The organism is Georgenia sp. SUBG003 (assembly GCF_000715355.2).
Taxonomy (GTDB): Bacteria; Actinomycetota; Actinomycetes; order Actinomycetales; family Actinomycetaceae; genus Georgenia.
The window spans coordinates 3,698,054-3,712,477 of the sequence record NZ_CP180204.1 but is presented as its reverse complement, the minus strand read 5'-3'; the positions used below and the strand labels follow the sequence as shown (position 1 = coordinate 3,712,477).

The window sequence follows — 14,424 nt, the reverse complement described above, 5'->3', positions numbered from 1 at the left end:
CTGCCAGCTCCTGCTGCCGGCCCGCACCTCGCCGCGGACCTGCGAGTCTGCCACGGGCGGGGCTCCGTCCAGCGCGTCACGCGGTCCTTCCTGGGCCAGGTCATGGCCACCTCCGCCTGCGCGGCCTGCCAGGGCCACGGCACGGTCATCCCGGACCCCGTGCCAGGACTGCTCCGGCGAGGGCCGGGTGCGCACGCGCCAGACCCTCCGGGTCGAGGTGCCCGCGGGCGTGGACTCCGGCACCCGCATCCGCATGAGCGGGCAGGGCGAGGTCGGTCCCGGCGGCGGGCCCGCCGGCGACCTCTACGTCGAGATCCGCGAGAAGCCGCACCCGGTGTTCGTCCGCCGCGGCGACGACCTGCACTGCACCCTCGGCCTGCCCATGACGGCCGCCGCCCTCGGCACCGTGACCACGCTCGACACCTTCGACGGCGCCCGGGAGATCGACATCGAGCCGGGCACGCAGCCCGAGCAGGTGTACACCCTGCGCGACCTGGGCGTCGGGCACCTGCACCGCGGCGGTCGCGGGGACCTGCACGTGCACGTCGACGTCCAGGTGCCCACCCGGCTGGACGAGCGGCAGCGCGAGCTGCTCGCCGAGCTGGCCGAGCTGCGCGGCGAGGTCCAGCCTGAGCCGCGTCTGGCCACCTCCGGCACCGGGGTCTTCGCCAAGCTTCGCGACCGGCTCTCCGGCCGCTGAGCCGACCGGTGACCACCGCCGTCTTCCACGCCGACGCCCGGACCCTGGCGACGGCGGCGCCGGCCGCCCGGGTCGGAGCGGTTCCAGGGCCGCCTGGCCGACGGCGCACGCACGCCCGAGGGGTACCGCGCCCTGGTCGACCGGTTCGCCGCGGGCATCCCCGCCTGGTCTCCGGTGGCGTGGGCGGGGGACGCCGCGCACCTCGTCGAGTACGTCGTCCACCACGAGGACGTCCGCCGGGCGGGGCCGGACCCGGCGGAGCCGCGGGTCCTGCCGACGGACCTGGTGCTGGCGGTGTGGGAGCGCCTGGTCCCGCTGGCCAGGATGGCCTACCGGTCCAGCCCGGTGGGCGTGGTGCTCGCCGTGCCGGGCGGGCCGCGGCGCGTGGTGCGCCGGGGCGCCGACGCGGTCGTCGTCCTCGGCGACCCGGTCGAGCTGGCGCTGCACGCCCTGGGCCGCGAGGAGGTCGCGGAGGTGGACGTGCTCGGGCGGGACGAGGTCGTGGACCGGTTCCTCGCGAGCCGGTCGTAGCGGCGCGGCGGCCGGACCGCGAGGAAGGGAACACCACGGCCGCGCCGGTGGTTGCCCACCTCGGCCCGGCGGAGCGGCAGCCGGACCGGACGGCCGGGACGGGGCGAGGAAGGTGGCACATGACAGAGCTCGAGCGCGAGCAGGCGTACGTCGACGGGCTCTACGCCCGCGTCGACGAGCTGCGCGCGCAGGTGGCCGAGGAGCTCTCGGAGGCGCTGCGCGAGCGCGGCGTCTCGGCTCGCGACCTCGTCGAGCGCGAGGCGAGGGTGGACCGGCTGACCGAACGGGCCGTCGCCCTCGACCACGCCGAGAACGGGCTGTGCTTCGGGCGCCTCGACCTCGACGACGGACAGGCGCGCCACATCGGCCGGACGGGCCTGCGCGGCCCCGCCCCCGACCGCACGCCGCTGCTCCTGGACTGGCGCGCCCCCGGCGCCCGGCCGTTCTACGTCGCCACCCCGGCGGACAACCACGGCGTCGTCCGGCGCCGGCACCTGCGCACGGACGGCCGGCGCGTCGAGGCGCTCGAGGACGAGCTGCTCGACCTCGACGTCGCGCCCGGCAGCGTCCAGCTGCAGGGCGAGGGCGCCCTCATGGCCGCGCTGACGGAGCACCGCACCGGCCGGATGCGGGACATCGTCACCACGCTGCAGGCGGAGCAGGACGAGGTCGTCCGCGCCGGCACCGACGGCGTGCTCGTCGTCCAGGGCGGCCCGGGCACCGGAAAGACCGCCGTGGCCCTGCACCGCGCCGCCTACCTCCTCTACGCCCAGCCCTCGGTCGCGCGACGCGGCGTGCTCGTCGTCGGCCCGACGCCGACGTTCCTCGACTACATCGAGCAGGTCCTGCCCTCCCTCGGGGAGACGCAGGTGGTGCTGACCACGCCCGAGACCCTCGTGCCCGGGGTGGCGCCCGTGCGCCGGGAGGAGCCGGCGGTGGAACGGCTCAAGGGCGACATCGTCATGGCCGAGGTTCTCGCCCGCGCCGTCCGGGCGCGGCAGGCCCCCCGACGACGACGTCGAGATCACCTTCGAGGGCGACGTGTACCGGCTGCCCGCGCACCTGCTGCAGGCGGCCGCCGAGCGGGCCCGCCGTTCGGGCCGCCCGCACAACGTCGCCCGCCGGCACTTCCGCGCCGAGGTCGTCACCGCGCTCGCCCTCGAGGTCGTCGGTGCGAGCTTCCGGCTGATGCAGGACGTCGAGGAGGGCCTCGAGGACGAGCTGGCCGCCGTCGACAGGTCGCTGGCCAGGAACCCGGACGCCGTCGTGGCCCGGGTCGACGCCGCCGGCAGCCAGGTCGACGGGCTCGCCGCCGCGCACGAGGTGCCCCTCGTGGAGCGCGAGCTCCTCGCCGACCCGGCGGTGGCCGCCGAGCTCGAGGACCTCTGGCCGCTGCTGACGCCCGAGACCCTGGTGCGCTCGCTCTTCGCGGACCCGCGCCTGCTCGCCGCCGCCTCGTCGGGTCTGCTGGACGACGACGAGCGGAACCTCCTGCGGCGCGACGTCGGGACGGAGTGGTGCGTCGCGGACGTCCCGCTGCTGGACGAGGCGGCGGAGCTGCTCGGCGTCGACGAGTCCGCTGCGCGGGCGAAGGAGGAGGCACGGCGCCGGGAGAACGCCCGCTTCGCGCGTCAGGTGCTGCGCTCGAACGACCTGCTCGGCGAGGAGGGCGACGGCGACACGGTCCGCGCCGGCGCCCTCCTCAGCGACGACGAGCTCGCCCGCCGCCACGGTGAGACGGACCGTCGCACCTTCGCCGAGCGCGCCGCGGCGGACCGCACGTGGGTGTACGGCCACGTGATCGTCGACGAGGCCCAGGAGGTCTCCGCGATGACGTGGCGCACGCTGTTCCGTCGGTGCCCGGCCGGGTCGATGACCGTGGTCGGGGACGTCCATCAGGCGTCCGGCCCGACGGCGGTCGAGAGCTGGGAGCTCGCGCTCGCGCCTCACACCCGGGCCCGCGTGCGCCGTGCCGAGCTCACCGTCAGCTACCGCACCCCGCAGGAGGTCATGGACGCCGCGCTGCCGGTGCTGCGCGCACTGGACGCGGCCGCCCCCCGCTCCCGTCTGCGCACGGTCCACCGGTGCCGTGCCCGCGCGGGTGCGGGTCGCGGAGGAGGCCGCGTCCAGGAGGACGACCATCTGCTGCATGTACTCGAACTCGAGGTGGCCGGGGTCCTCCAGGTCGAGCGAGGAGCTCTCGGTGCTCCCGAGCAGCAGCGTCACGCGGTTCGGGGCGCCCGGGTCACGGCGCAGGCTCGCCGTCCCGAGCGAGGTCTCGACCGGTCCGGTCGGCAGGTCGGCCACCCTCGGGGCGGCACGGGCGGGACGACGACGACGGTCTGGCACCGGGCCACGTTAGCCTGGGGCCGGGCGGCGAGAGGGGGTGCGTGGTGAGCAGAGCTCCCCGCAGCGCCGCTGCCCGGCGTTCCTGGGGCGACGACGACTCCGGCTGCACCATCCTGCACGTCGACATGGACGCTTTCTTCGTCTCCGTCGAGCTGCTCGACCGTCCGGAGCTGCGCGGCCGGCCCGTCATCGTGGGCGGCGACCACCGGGGCGTGGTCGCGGCGGCCAGCTACGAGGCCCGGGCGTTCGGCGTGCACTCCGCGATGCCCGCGGCGCGGGCGAAGGTGCTGTGCCCGCAGGCGGTGGTGCTGCCGGGGAGGCACGACCGCTACGCGGAGGTCTCGCGCGAGGTGATGTCGGTGCTCGCCGACGTGACTCCGGCGATGGAGCAGGTGAGCATCGACGAGGCGTTCCTCGACGTCGCCGGCGCCGTGCGCCGCATGGGGCCGCCGGTGGAGATCGCCACATGGATCCGCCAGGAGGTGCACCGACGGTGCGGCGTACCGGCGTCGGTCGGCGTGGCCGCGAGCAAGCACGTGGCGAAGCTGGCGTCCACCCACGCCAAGCCGGACGGACTCCTGTTGGTCCCTGCGGACGCGACGGTGGCCTTCCTCCACTCCCTGCCGGTCGGAGCGCTGTGGGGAGTGGGGGAGAAGACCCAGGAGGCGCTGGAGCGGCACGGCATCGAGACCGTTGCGCAGCTGGCCGCCACCCCGCTCACCGTGCTCCACCGGACCCTCGGTGTCGCCGCGGGCCAACGGCTCCACGAGCTGGCCTGGGGCATCGACCCGCGCCGCGTGGAACCGACGCGGGTGGAGAAGTCCGTCGGTACGGAGACCACGTTCGCGGAGGACGTCACGGACCGTTCCCGCCTCGAGAAGGTCCTGCTCCGTCAGGCGCACGAGTGCGCCGCGCGGCTGCGCGCGGACGGGATGCTCGCGAGAACCGTCGCGATCAAGGTCCGCCACGCCGACTTCACCACCCTGAGCCGGTCGCGGACCCTGCCGGTGCCCACCGACCTCGCGCACGGCATCAACGTCGCCGCCAGGGAGCTCCTCGCCGGCGTCGAGATCCCGCCGGGCGGGATCCGGCTCCTCGGCGTCCGCGCGGAGCGGCTGACACCGGCAGCCACCACGGGCGTCCAGGGCGTCCTCGACGACGACCCTCAGCGGGCGCTCGCCGAGCGGGCGATGGACGGCGTCCGCGCGCGTTTCGGCTCCCAGGTTCTCCGCCCGGCCACGTTGCTCGACAACAAACGGGACTCCGCTTTCAAGAGCGCGTCCGGGGACCTATCCTGATCTCCATACCGCCGGTGACAGGCGGCTCGTGGCGAGACTGGAGGTCCAATGCCTCTCTCCGAATATGAGCAGCGGATGCTCCAGCAGATGGAGCAGCAGCTGCGCTCCGACGACCCCAAGCTCGCCAACACGCTGGCCGACAAGTCGCGGCCGAACGTGCGCAGGCTCAGCCTGGGCATCCTGCTCTTCCTGCTCGGTCTGGGCGGCCTGGTCGGCGGTGTGGCGACCGGGTACAACTGGCTCGGCGTGCTTGTCGGTGTGCTCGGGTTCCTGGCGATGCTCGGTGGCGTCATGCTGGCGATCACCGGACCGCGCGGCGGTGCTGCCAAGGGAGGCGGCCGCGGCGGTGTCCGGCGTCCCGGTGGCAAGGTGCCCCCGTCCGGCGGGTTCATGCAGCGGCAGGAAGACCGGTGGAACCGGCGCAACGAGGAGCGCGGGCGCTGAGGCCCGCACGTCGTACCCCTCGCTGACGCAGCCCGTGGCCTGACGGTCACGGGCTGCTTGCTTCCCAGGACCGGTTGACGGGCGGGCAGTTCCCCAGAGCCGCCCCCACCTCGCTCGCTGGTGGCTCGCTCCACCTTGCTCCCCGGGGCCGCCTCCACTTCGCTCCCCGGGGCCGCCTCCACTTCGCTCCCCGGGGCCGCCTCCACCTCGCTCCCCGGGGCTCGCTCCACCTTGCTCCCCGGGCCGCCTCCACCTCGCTCCCCGGGGCTCGGCCCAGCGCTGCCCGAGCGGGCGCAGCTCCACCTCGCGGGCCGCGGGAGCACCGAGGTCCGCGAGCTCGGGCACGGCCGCGTCCGTCGCGCCGTCGGAGCCACGGGGGCGCCGCACGTCGATCTCCAGGCGGTCGGCGGACAGCGACTCGACCTTGCCCGCGCCCCACTCGACCACGGTGACGGAGTCCTCGAGCGAGGTGTCCAGGTCGAGGGCGTCGACCTCGTCCAGGGACCCGAGCCGGTAGGCGTCCACGTGGACCAGGTCGGGGCCGGCGCCCAGCGACGGGTGCACCCGGGCGATGATGAACGTCGGGGAGGCGACCTGGCCCCGCACCCCCAGCCCGTCCCCGATGCCCTGGGTGAGGGTGGTCTTCCCGGCGCCGAGGTCGCCGGACAGAAGGACGAGGTCCCCCGCCCGGAGCACGGCGGCGAGGCGCCGCCCGAGGTCGCGGGTGGCGTCGGGGTCGGCGAGGGTCAGGGTGTAGGTCACGGGCGAACCTCCGGGTCGACGTGCAGGCGCGGCACCCGGGCGCCGAGCCGGGTGACGATCTCGTAGTTGATGGTGCCGCTCGCCTCGGCCCAGTCGTCGACGCTGGGCACGCCGTCTCCGTGCCCGAAGAGGACGGCGACGTCGCCCTCGCGCACGTCGGCGGCGTCCGGCCCGAGGTCGACGACCACCTGGTCCATGCAGACGCGGCCGGCCACGTGCAGACGGCGCCCGGCCACGGTGACCGGGCCGCGGTTCGACGCCGCCCGCGGGACGCCGTCGCCGTAGCCGAGGGGGACGACGGCGACATAGGTGTCCGCCGTCGTCCGGGCGGTGTGCCCGTAGGACAGCGGGGTGCCCGCCGGGACGGCCTTGACCACGGTCAGCCTCGCCTCGAGCCGCATCGCCGGCCGCAGGCCGAGCGCGGCGGAGCCGGCGACGTCCGGCGCCGGGGTGAGGCCGTAGACGGCGATGCCGGGGCGCACGAGGTCGAAGTGCGTGGCGGGATGGAACAAGGTGCCCGACGACGCCGCGAGATGGCGGACCTCGGGGTGCACGCCCGCCCGCGCCGCCTCCTCGAGGGCGGCGGTGAAGATCGCCGTCTGCTCGGCCGTCACCGGGCTGCCGACCTCGTCGGCGCAGGCCAGGTGGGACCAGATCCCGACGACGTCGACGGTCCCCTCGGCCCGGGCCCGGCGGGCCGCGTCGAGCAGGGTCCCCGAACCGCCTCGGGGCGCGCGCCGCCCCTCCCCATGCCGGTGTCGACCTTGAGGTGGACCCGCGCGACGCGTCCGGTCGCGCGGGCGGCGCGCCGGCTGGAGACGCACTACCGGACCTGTGCGACATCGAGTTCACCATCGAACGCGGCAAGCTGTGGCTGCTGCAGACCCGGGTGGGCAAGCGCACCGCGGCCGCGGCGTTCCGGGTGGCGACCCAGCTGGTGGACGAGCATCTGATCACCATGGACGAGGCGATCTCGCGGGTCTCGGGGCCCAGCTGTCCCAGCTGCTGTTCCCGCAGTTCGACGGCGACGCGGACCGCCAGCTGCTCACCCGCGCCATGGCGGCCTCGCCCGGCGCCGCCGTGGGCGAGATCGTCATGGACAACGCCCAGGCCCTCGAGCGGTCGAACGCGGGCGCGAACGTGATCCTCGTGCGGCGGGAGACCAACCCCGACGACCTGCAGGGGATGATGGTCGCCGCCGGCGTCCTCACGGCCGAGCCGGCAACGCCGGCGCCGACCGCGGCCGAGAGCCCCGCGTCGACCGAGCCGGCGGCGCCCGCCGAGGAGTTGGCGGAGTCTGCGGCGTTCCTCAAGGTGAACTTCACGTTCACCGACAAGGACGGCTACACCTACCTCGTCGACGGCCCGGTCACCATCCTGCGCACCTACTCCGACACCTTCACCGCCCCGCCCGGGCAGATGAACGTCCGATTCGAGTTCGCGCCATCGTTCACCGTCACCAACACCACGCCCGGCCGGCAGGCCCCGCTCCCGACCGTTGGCTTCGCACCGCTGTGGGACGCGGACTCCCTCGTCTGCCAGCACCTGCCCTTCCCCCCAGCCTGCCGGGGACGGCACCTGCAAGATCCTCGGGGCCTACGTCGACAGCAACACCAACGTTGACCCCACCGAGCAGGACATGGCCCCTGACGAGATGCGCGAGGTCATGGACTGGTCCGCCACGGAAGCGACCGTGCCGGAGGACGTCGGCCCCGCGCTGATCGAGGCGCTGCTGAGTCCCGACGTCTGGGTGGTCTTCGCAGAGGACGTGCAGCAGAGCGACCGAGCGAACGACCTGTACGAGACGGAGCGCTTCATCCTGCAAACGATCGACAAAGGGTGACTGCACGCCCGTGAGCGCAGCCGCGCGGACCCGCCCGACAGCCGCGCCGCACGCCCACTCACCCGCTTGGACGGTTCCTCCGCCGCATCACCCGGCCGCGCCGGCGTGCCCGGGGAGTGAGGACCTGCGACCCTGACACATCGACGAATACGACGGCGACGAGGGTGGTTGGTCCCGCCACCCCCGACCGCACCTCACGTCCGCCGGGGGCTGCATAAAGTATCGCCGGCTTGCCGCACCTATTGCACGCCGGCGATACGGCCGGACGTGCCGGCTCCGAGCCGCGCTCAATCACAGAAGCGCTGCTGGGCGTTCTGGCGGGTGGTGCCGAGCGTGTCGCCGATCTCTTGCCAGGTCGCACCGTCGCGACGGGCGAGCCGCACGGCGTGCCGCTCCATCTCACGCACGGCGCGGGCCACGGCGCGCAGGCCGGCGAGAGCGTCGAGCCCGCGGTCCTGTTCCAGCGCGCCCAGTGCGTCCTGCAGCGCCCGGGGCGCGCCCGAGCGGAGTGCCTCGAGGGAGGGCGGCGGGAGCGCGACGTCGACCTCGGAAGGATCGGTGACCGCCAGGCCCGGCAGGGCGTCCTGGCGGGGCGGTGACACCGCGGTCGCTGCGCCGCCGGGCTGGACGGTCGACGCCATCAGTACCACCCGCCGGGGTGCCCGCACTGCCAGAGATCATCGTCGACCCAGACCGGCATGAGGTCGGCGGGCACCGCGTGGTTGTCCACGACCCAGGACCCGACCCGCTCGGGGCCGAGGTAGAGGCGCTCGGCCGCCCGAAAGCGGAGCGCCTCCCCGGGGCCGAGCCGGACCTCGATCGGGCGCGGCTGCCCGGCCGGGACGGCGATGTCGTACGAGCCGTAGCGCAGCGACCACACCTGGCGGCCACTACCGTCCGTGTCGAGGGCGACCACGTCGGGGATGTTCGACTCCGCGACCGACACCGCCGCGTCGGTCGCGTTGGCGAGCGTTCCAGTAAGGACCCAGTCCCACCACCCCTCGACGCCGCTCGGGACGGCAGTGGCGTCGTCGACGGAAGCGACGAGCGTTCCGACCGGGCACTGCACCTCCGGCACGGGCGGCGCGGGCTCGGGCTGGGCCGGCGGGGCCGGCGCGAACCAGTCGGCGGGCGGCGGGGCGCATCTCACAGCGCCCGGGCTGTCCCGCTCGCCGGCACCAGCGACAATGTCGCGGTGAGCGCACTGCAGATCGGACCCGTCGGCGTGGGCACCCCCGTGGTCCTGGCCCCCATGGCCGGAGTGACGAACCCGCCGTTCCGGAAGCTGTGCCGGGAGGCCGGCGTCGACGGCCTGCCGGAGGGCGCCGCGCCGGCCGTGCCCGGGTCGCACGCACCCGCGGGGCTCTACGTCACCGAGATGATCACGTCGCGTGCGCTCGTCGAGCGCACGCCCGAGACGATGCGCATGATCACCCCCGACCCCGACGAGCCCGTCCGGTCGGTCCAGCTCTACGGCGTCGACCCGGCGACGATCGCCGCCGCGGTCCGCATCCTCGTGGCCGAGGACCGCGCCGACCACGTCGACCTCAACTTCGGGTGCCCGGTGCCGAAGGTGACGCGCAAGGGCGGGGGAGGGGCGCTGCCGTGGAAGCGGGACCTCTTCGACGCCATCGTCACCGACGCCGTGAGGGCGGCCCGCGAGGCCTCGTCCGGGCGTGAGAAGGAGGTTCCGGTCACCGTCAAGATGCGGATGGGCATCGACGACGAGCACCTCACCTACCTGGACGCCGGGAGGATCGCCGAACGGGCCGGGGTCGCCGCGGTCGCGCTGCACGCCCGGACGGTCGCCCAGCACTACTCGGGCCAGGCCCGCTGGGAGTCGATCGCCCGGCTCAGGGAGGCCGTGACGACCATCCCGGTGCTGGGCAACGGCGACATCTGGTCGGCCGAGGACGCCACCGAGATGATGCGGCAGACCGGCTGCGACGGCGTGGTCGTCGGTCGTGGCTGCCAGGGACGCCCCTGGCTGTTCACCGATCTCGTGGCGGCCGCGCACGGCTCGGACCGCCGGGTCACCCCCGGGCTGGGCGACGTCGCCGCCGTGGTCCGCCGGCACGCCGAGCTGATGGTCGAGCACTTCGGCGAGGAACCCCGCGCCCTCCGGGAGATGCGCAAGCACATGTCCTGGTATCTCAAGGGTTACGTGGCCGGCGGGGAGGCCCGCCACGCCCTCGGCCTGGTCTCGAGCCTCGCCGAGCTCGACGACCGCCTCGCAGCCCTCGACCTGGACCAGCCCTACCCGGGCGAGGCCGCGGAGGGGCAGCGCGGGCGCGCCGGCACCCCGAAGCAGCCCCACCTGCCCGACGGCTGGCTCAGCAGCCGGGACGTCGACGAGGAACTGCGCGGCGTCCTCGCCCAGGCCGAGCTCTCCGTCTCGGGCGGGTGAGCCCTGCCCCCGCGGCGCCCCGCCGGCGCGGGCCGGGCCCCCTGTCCCCCGCGACGGCGGCCATCGCGGCAACCGCCGAGGCCCCGCAGATCGCGGTGCCGGTGGCCAGCAGCAGGCGCAGCGTGGCCGGCACCCGCAGCAGCCGGCCCACGAGCAGCGTGAGTGCCCACGTGCCGACGACCGTGAGGACGACGACGGCGATCGCGCCCCACCCGAGGTCGATCACCTCGGGGACCGAGAGCTGCAGGCCGAGCAGCACCACGCCGAGCCGCAGGACCGTGCGGGCGCTGTAGCGCACGCCCTCCTCCGCGGCGGCCGGCAGGAGCCGGGTGTTGCGCAGCAGCACACCGACGAGGATGGCGACGAGCAGCGCGGAGACCACCGGCACGGCGCGGTTGGCGGCCAGCGCCAGGAGGGCGACGACGGCGGTCAGGGCGAGTCCGGGCGCACGCTGGCGCCAGGTGGTCAGATCGGGCACCGCCCAAGGATGCACGCTCCGCGGGCGCGTCCTGGACCGCGGCCGGTCCGCATCCCGAGCAGATCCAGGTCCCCGACCGGTCCGCACACCCCGGCGGGCTCCGCTCCCCAACGGGACCACACCCCCGGCGGGCCCCGCTTCCCGAGCGCTGCTCGACACCTCGAGCGCAGGTGCACCACCCGCGCTCGAGGTGTCGAGCAGCGGTGGGGGTCAGCGTTTCTCCGCAGCTCCGCGCAGACGACGCGTGCAACGGGCCGAAACGGGTGCGAGCGTGCTTGAGTTGCCGCGTGGGCGGCTCGCGGCAGGCACGGCGGACGCCCTCGCCGCGCCGGACGACCTCGCCGCGCCGGACGACCTCGCCGAGAGCCGCCACGAGGCCGGGTGCGCCCGGCACGACCCTGGCACCGTTCCCCGCGACGACGACGGCGACGACCGCGACGGCGACCCCGCCGGCCAGCCCCAGCGCCGAGGTGACGCTCTCGTGCCTGCGTGCGGCGACGAGTGTGGCGGCCGGGGTGTTCTCGGGCCGGCTCCCGCGCCCGGCACGGGCGATCCAGGTCGAGAGCACGACGGCGACCGTGACGGGGACGAGCACGAGGACGAACGAGAACAGCGCCATGGTCTCCACTCCCTCAATGAACTAATGCATTGGTACAAAAAGTGTGGTGGTGGCGGGACGCGGACGTCAAGCCCGGGCGGGTCAGCGGAGGGCGCCGAGCTCCCGGACGGCGGACCCCACCGCTGCGAGGAGGTCGCCGTCACCGAGCACCCGGAAGTGGCCGGCACCCGCGAGCCGGACGTTGCGCAGGGCGCCCGGGAGCTCGCCCGTACCGGGGATGTGCGGGTCCCACGAGGGGGCGAGGGCGACGATGCGCGCGTTGACGCCACGCTCGCGGGCGAGGGCGAGGATCTGGCGGTCACGGGGGGCGAAGTGCCGCACCGCCGAGCCGGGCGGGAAGAGCCGGGCGTACACCGACCCCGACCAGGGGGTCGCGACGGCGACCATGCCCGCCACCCGTGCGCCGCCGGCGGCGAGCATGAGGGTCTTGCCGACGAGCCCGCCCTTGGAGTGGGCGACCAGCACCACGCCGGAGAGGTCCTGCTCCGCGAGGTACCGGGCGGCGCGCGCGGCGGTCTCGACGACGGGCCGCCGGTTGATCCCGAGCGTGCTCACCACGTGGACCGGGTGGCCGGCGGCCGCGAGGTGCGCGGCGAGCGGTTCGAGGAAGCGCCACGTCTCGTACACGCCCGGCAGCAGGAGGACCGGGGTCCCGGCGGCAGCGCCGGCGTCCGGCGCCGCGCCTCCGCCCGAGCCGGTCCGCACCAGGCCGGGCACCCCGTCCGGGGCCTCGGCGTGGGCGGCGCGCACCCGCAGCACGCCGTCGCGCCGGTCCGCCTTGAGGTCCACCCGTGCGACCAGGTGCTCGCCGAGCAGGAACGGCAGCACGTAGTAGCCGTGCGTGCGCCTGGCCCGGGGCGTGTAGATCTCGATCCGGTAGTGCATGCCCCACAGGTCCAGGAGCCGGCGGCGCTCGAACACGAGCGGGTCGAACGGGGCGAGCAGCGCCCGGGCGGCGGTCCGTCGGGGCACCCGGGCGTCGGCGTGGACGAAGGCGGCACGGGTCCAGCTGGTCACGCGCACCGGCACCAGCGTCCCCTCCTCCACCAGCTCGTTCACCGCGCGCGCCGTGGCGTCGGTACGCAGCCGGAAGTAGTCGGCCAGGCACCGCACGCTCCCCACGCCGTGCGCGCGGGCGGCGATGCGCACGAGCTCACGCACGGCGTCGGCCTCGTCCGGCACCGGGGCGGCGAGCACGTCCGGCGGCAGCACCCTCTCCGTGAGGTCGTAGGCACGCTCGAACTGGGCGTTCCGGCCGGCGGCCGCCACCTCGCCGATCTCGAACAGGTGCTCCAGCGCATGCTTGGCGGGGGTCCAGTTCCAGCCCCAGTGCTCCTTCGCGCCTCTCTCGTGCCCCAGGACGGCGTGCAGCTCCCGCGCGGTGACCGGGCCGTGCCGGGCGACCAGGTCCCGCACCGCCTCGACGAGCCCCGGCTCGTGCGAGAGCTCGCGCCCCCAGTGGCCGCGCTCGCGGTGCCGCTCCATCCGCCAGCGCAGCAGCTGGAAGGTGCGGGGCGGGACGTACGAGGCCTCGTGCGCCCAGTACTCCACCAGCCGGCGGGGTGCCCGCCCGCTCGCCCGGTCCAGCAGCCCCACGTCGTACGGGCCCAGCCGGGAGAAGACGGGCAGCAGGTGCGCCCTGGCGAGGACGTTCACCGAGTCGATCTGCAGCAGCCCGGTCCTGTCGATCACCCGTTGCAGGTGGGCCATCGTGACCCGTCCCCGGCGCCGGGCGCGGCCGGTCCAGCCCCTGGGCGGCGACGGCGGTGCGCCGCGCCTGCCCGGCCGTCATCGTCGCGACCGCCGGTGCCGTCCTGACGTCCGCAGCGCTGCTCACGCCAGCCATCCTGCCGTGCGCCACCCACACCGGGCGACGACGCCCCGGCTCGGCCCGCCGGCACCTCATCCGGCAGCGGCGCGCAGGTCCTCGACCAGCGCGTGGAACGCCTCGTCCCAGCCGGGCCTGCCGCGCAGGCGGAGCACCGCGGATGGATGCGTCGTGACGACCACCCCGGCCGCCCCGGTTTCGACCGCCGCACGTGGCACGTGCGCGCGAACGCGGTGGTCGTCGCCTGGTTCGTGGCGGCCCTCGCCGTCGCCCTCGCCCACCGCTGGGTTCCGGAGCACGGCTGGCTGCTGGTCCACCTCACGCTGCTCGGCGCGGTGACGTCGGCGATCCTCATCTGGTCGAGCCACTTCGCCGACACCCTTCTCGGCCGCCCGGCCCCCGGCGGGCAGCCGTTCATGGTGGCGCGCCTGGCCGCGCACAACCTCGGGGCCGTCGTCGTCATCGCCGGGATCCTCACCGCGAACGACGTCCTGACCACGGTCGGGGGCGTGCTGGTGGCCCTGGTGGGGCTCGTGCACGGCGCCGTCGTCCTGCGCCAGCGGCGCGGGGCCCTCATGGCTCGCTTCGGCAGGCTGTCGTTGTTCTACGTCGCCTCCGTCGCCTTCCTCGCGCTGGGTGCTGGCCTCGGCGTGCTGCTGGCCCGCGCGTCTGACGACGCCGAGGCCCAGGCCCATCTCTACGTCGCCCACGTGGGCACCATGCTTCTCGGGTTCGTCGGCCTCACCGTGCTCGGCACCCTCGTGGTGCTGTGGCCCACCATGCTGCGCACCAAGATGGTTCCCGGCGCCCCGTCGGCGGCCGGCCGGGCGCTGCGCGTGCTCGTCGCCGCGGTGGTGGTCGTCGCCGCGGGCGCGCCCGCGGGCCCGCCACCCGCAGCCGGCACCCCGGCAGCCCGGTCCCCTGGCCCGTCGAGGAGGTCGCGATCACCGGGGCCAGGCTGGGGCCGGCGCTGTACACCGCGCCGTCCGGGACGGCGCTGCTCGTCCCCGCCTACGAGCTCACGGCCGACGACGGACGCACCTGGTCCGTCATCGCCGTCGCCGAGGAGGCGCTGGACCTGGCGGGGTGAGCCGCACGCCGAGCGCGGCCATGCCGGGCTCACCCGCGCACCGGGGGGGGACGGGTGACGCCCTAGTGTGGGGAC

15 protein-coding genes and 3 pseudogenes are annotated in these 14,424 nt (G+C 75.2%); 11 read left to right on the top strand and 7 right to left on the bottom strand.

Annotation, left to right across the window (positions count from 1 at the left end):
- Positions 1-25: 25 nt before the first annotated feature.
- From DA06_RS19540 to DA06_RS19515, 6 genes and pseudogenes are all read left to right on the top strand, one after another.
- Positions 26-700, top strand: a pseudogene (locus DA06_RS19540) (DnaJ C-terminal domain-containing protein); the annotation flags it as partial.
- Between the two features lie 174 nt (positions 701-874).
- The gene (locus DA06_RS19535) at positions 875-1,231 is read left to right on the top strand and encodes a hypothetical protein (protein ID WP_418605795.1); all 357 of its coding nucleotides are present in this window, start codon (positions 875-877) and stop codon (positions 1,229-1,231) included.
- Between the two features lie 119 nt (positions 1,232-1,350).
- Positions 1,351-2,967 (top strand): HelD family protein, encoded by a 1,617-nt coding sequence (locus DA06_RS19530; protein ID WP_418605794.1) that lies wholly within the window; start codon positions 1,351-1,353, stop codon positions 2,965-2,967.
- Positions 2,867-3,628 (top strand): hypothetical protein, encoded by a 762-nt coding sequence (locus tag DA06_RS19525; RefSeq protein ID WP_418605793.1) that lies wholly within the window; start codon positions 2,867-2,869, stop codon positions 3,626-3,628. The genes DA06_RS19530 and DA06_RS19525 overlap by 101 nt, the downstream gene beginning before the upstream one ends.
- A complete protein-coding gene (locus tag DA06_RS19520) occupies positions 3,625-4,878 on the top strand; it encodes a DNA polymerase IV (RefSeq protein WP_043503369.1) in 1,254 nt (417 codons plus the stop codon). The genes DA06_RS19525 and DA06_RS19520 overlap by 4 nt, the downstream gene beginning before the upstream one ends.
- Positions 4,879-4,926: 48 nt before the next feature.
- Positions 4,927-5,322 carry a DUF3040 domain-containing protein gene (locus DA06_RS19515; RefSeq protein WP_043503365.1) on the top strand — a complete coding sequence of 132 codons (396 nt, stop codon included), beginning with the start codon at positions 4,927-4,929 and terminating at the stop codon, positions 5,320-5,322.
- A gap of 270 nt (positions 5,323-5,592) precedes the next feature.
- Here DA06_RS19515 and tsaE read toward each other — a convergent pair.
- The 3 genes and pseudogenes from tsaE to DA06_RS19500 all read right to left on the bottom strand — a co-directional run.
- Positions 5,593-6,084 (bottom strand): annotated as a pseudogene (tsaE, locus tag DA06_RS19510) (tRNA (adenosine(37)-N6)-threonylcarbamoyltransferase complex ATPase subunit type 1 TsaE); the annotation flags it as partial.
- Complete coding sequence (gene alr / locus DA06_RS19505) at positions 6,081-6,740, bottom strand: alanine racemase (RefSeq protein ID WP_418608106.1); 660 nt, start codon at positions 6,738-6,740, stop codon at positions 6,081-6,083. The gene alr and the pseudogene tsaE, both read right to left, overlap by 4 nt.
- A pseudogene (locus DA06_RS19500) lies at positions 6,695-6,850 on the bottom strand (hypothetical protein); the annotation flags it as partial. The gene alr and the pseudogene DA06_RS19500, both read right to left, overlap by 46 nt.
- 104 nt (positions 6,851-6,954) lie before the next feature.
- Between DA06_RS19500 and DA06_RS19495 the strand changes: the two are divergent.
- Together DA06_RS19495 and DA06_RS19490 are read left to right on the top strand one after the other, a co-directional pair.
- A complete protein-coding gene (locus tag DA06_RS19495) occupies positions 6,955-7,707 on the top strand; it encodes a hypothetical protein (protein ID WP_418605792.1) in 753 nt (250 codons plus the stop codon).
- 31 nt (positions 7,708-7,738) lie between these two features.
- On the top strand, positions 7,739-7,927 hold the full coding sequence (locus DA06_RS19490; protein ID WP_418605791.1) for a hypothetical protein: 189 nt from the start codon (positions 7,739-7,741) through the stop codon (positions 7,925-7,927).
- A 287-nt stretch (positions 7,928-8,214) separates the two neighbouring features.
- On the opposite strand, the gene DA06_RS19485 is transcribed toward DA06_RS19490, so the two are convergent.
- Together DA06_RS19485 and DA06_RS19480 are read right to left on the bottom strand one after the other, a co-directional pair.
- Positions 8,215-8,568 (bottom strand): hypothetical protein, encoded by a 354-nt coding sequence (locus DA06_RS19485; RefSeq protein WP_043503350.1) that lies wholly within the window; start codon positions 8,566-8,568, stop codon positions 8,215-8,217.
- Positions 8,568-9,005, bottom strand: a complete 438-nt coding sequence (locus DA06_RS19480) for a hypothetical protein (protein ID WP_418605790.1) — start codon at positions 9,003-9,005, stop codon at positions 8,568-8,570. The genes DA06_RS19485 and DA06_RS19480 overlap by 1 nt, the downstream gene beginning before the upstream one ends.
- A gap of 117 nt (positions 9,006-9,122) precedes the next feature.
- Between DA06_RS19480 and dusB the strand changes: the two genes are divergently transcribed.
- On the top strand, positions 9,123-10,334 hold the full coding sequence (gene dusB, locus DA06_RS19475; RefSeq protein ID WP_043503346.1) for a tRNA dihydrouridine synthase DusB: 1,212 nt from the start codon (positions 9,123-9,125) through the stop codon (positions 10,332-10,334).
- Here dusB and DA06_RS19470 read toward each other — a convergent pair.
- Complete coding sequence (locus tag DA06_RS19470; protein WP_418605789.1) at positions 10,261-10,812, bottom strand: putative sulfate exporter family transporter; 552 nt, start codon at positions 10,810-10,812, stop codon at positions 10,261-10,263. The two genes, dusB and DA06_RS19470, sit on opposite strands and share 74 nt — an antisense overlap.
- Positions 10,813-11,099: 287 nt before the next feature.
- Here DA06_RS19470 and DA06_RS19465 point away from each other — a divergent pair, with 287 nt between their 5' ends.
- Positions 11,100-11,456, top strand: coding sequence for a hypothetical protein (locus DA06_RS19465; protein ID WP_418605788.1), 357 nt, complete (start codon positions 11,100-11,102; stop codon positions 11,454-11,456).
- A gap of 56 nt (positions 11,457-11,512) precedes the next feature.
- On the opposite strand, the gene DA06_RS19460 is transcribed toward DA06_RS19465, so the two are convergent.
- Positions 11,513-13,123: a DNA glycosylase AlkZ-like family protein gene (locus DA06_RS19460; RefSeq protein ID WP_418605786.1), complete on the bottom strand. Its 1,611-nt coding sequence runs from the start codon at positions 13,121-13,123 to the stop codon at positions 11,513-11,515.
- Positions 13,124-13,477: 354 nt separating this feature from the next.
- On the opposite strand from DA06_RS19460, the gene DA06_RS19455 reads away from it, so the two are divergent.
- Complete coding sequence (locus DA06_RS19455; RefSeq protein WP_418605785.1) at positions 13,478-14,407, top strand: hypothetical protein; 930 nt, start codon at positions 13,478-13,480, stop codon at positions 14,405-14,407.
- Positions 14,408-14,424: the final 17 nt, after the last annotated feature.

Excerpts from the sequence above, each read along its gene's own strand:
- DA06_RS19530 (WP_418605794.1), top strand. The coding sequence starts at position 1,351 with ATGACAGAGCTCGAGCGCGAGCAGGCGTACGTCGACGGGCTCTACGCC.
- DA06_RS19515 (WP_043503365.1), top strand. The coding sequence starts at position 4,927 with ATGCCTCTCTCCGAATATGAGCAGCGGATGCTCCAGCAGATGGAGCAG.
- DA06_RS19490 (WP_418605791.1), top strand. The coding sequence starts at position 7,739 with ATGCGCGAGGTCATGGACTGGTCCGCCACGGAAGCGACCGTGCCGGAG.
- DA06_RS19485 (WP_043503350.1), bottom strand. The coding sequence starts at position 8,568 with ATGGCGTCGACCGTCCAGCCCGGCGGCGCAGCGACCGCGGTGTCACCG.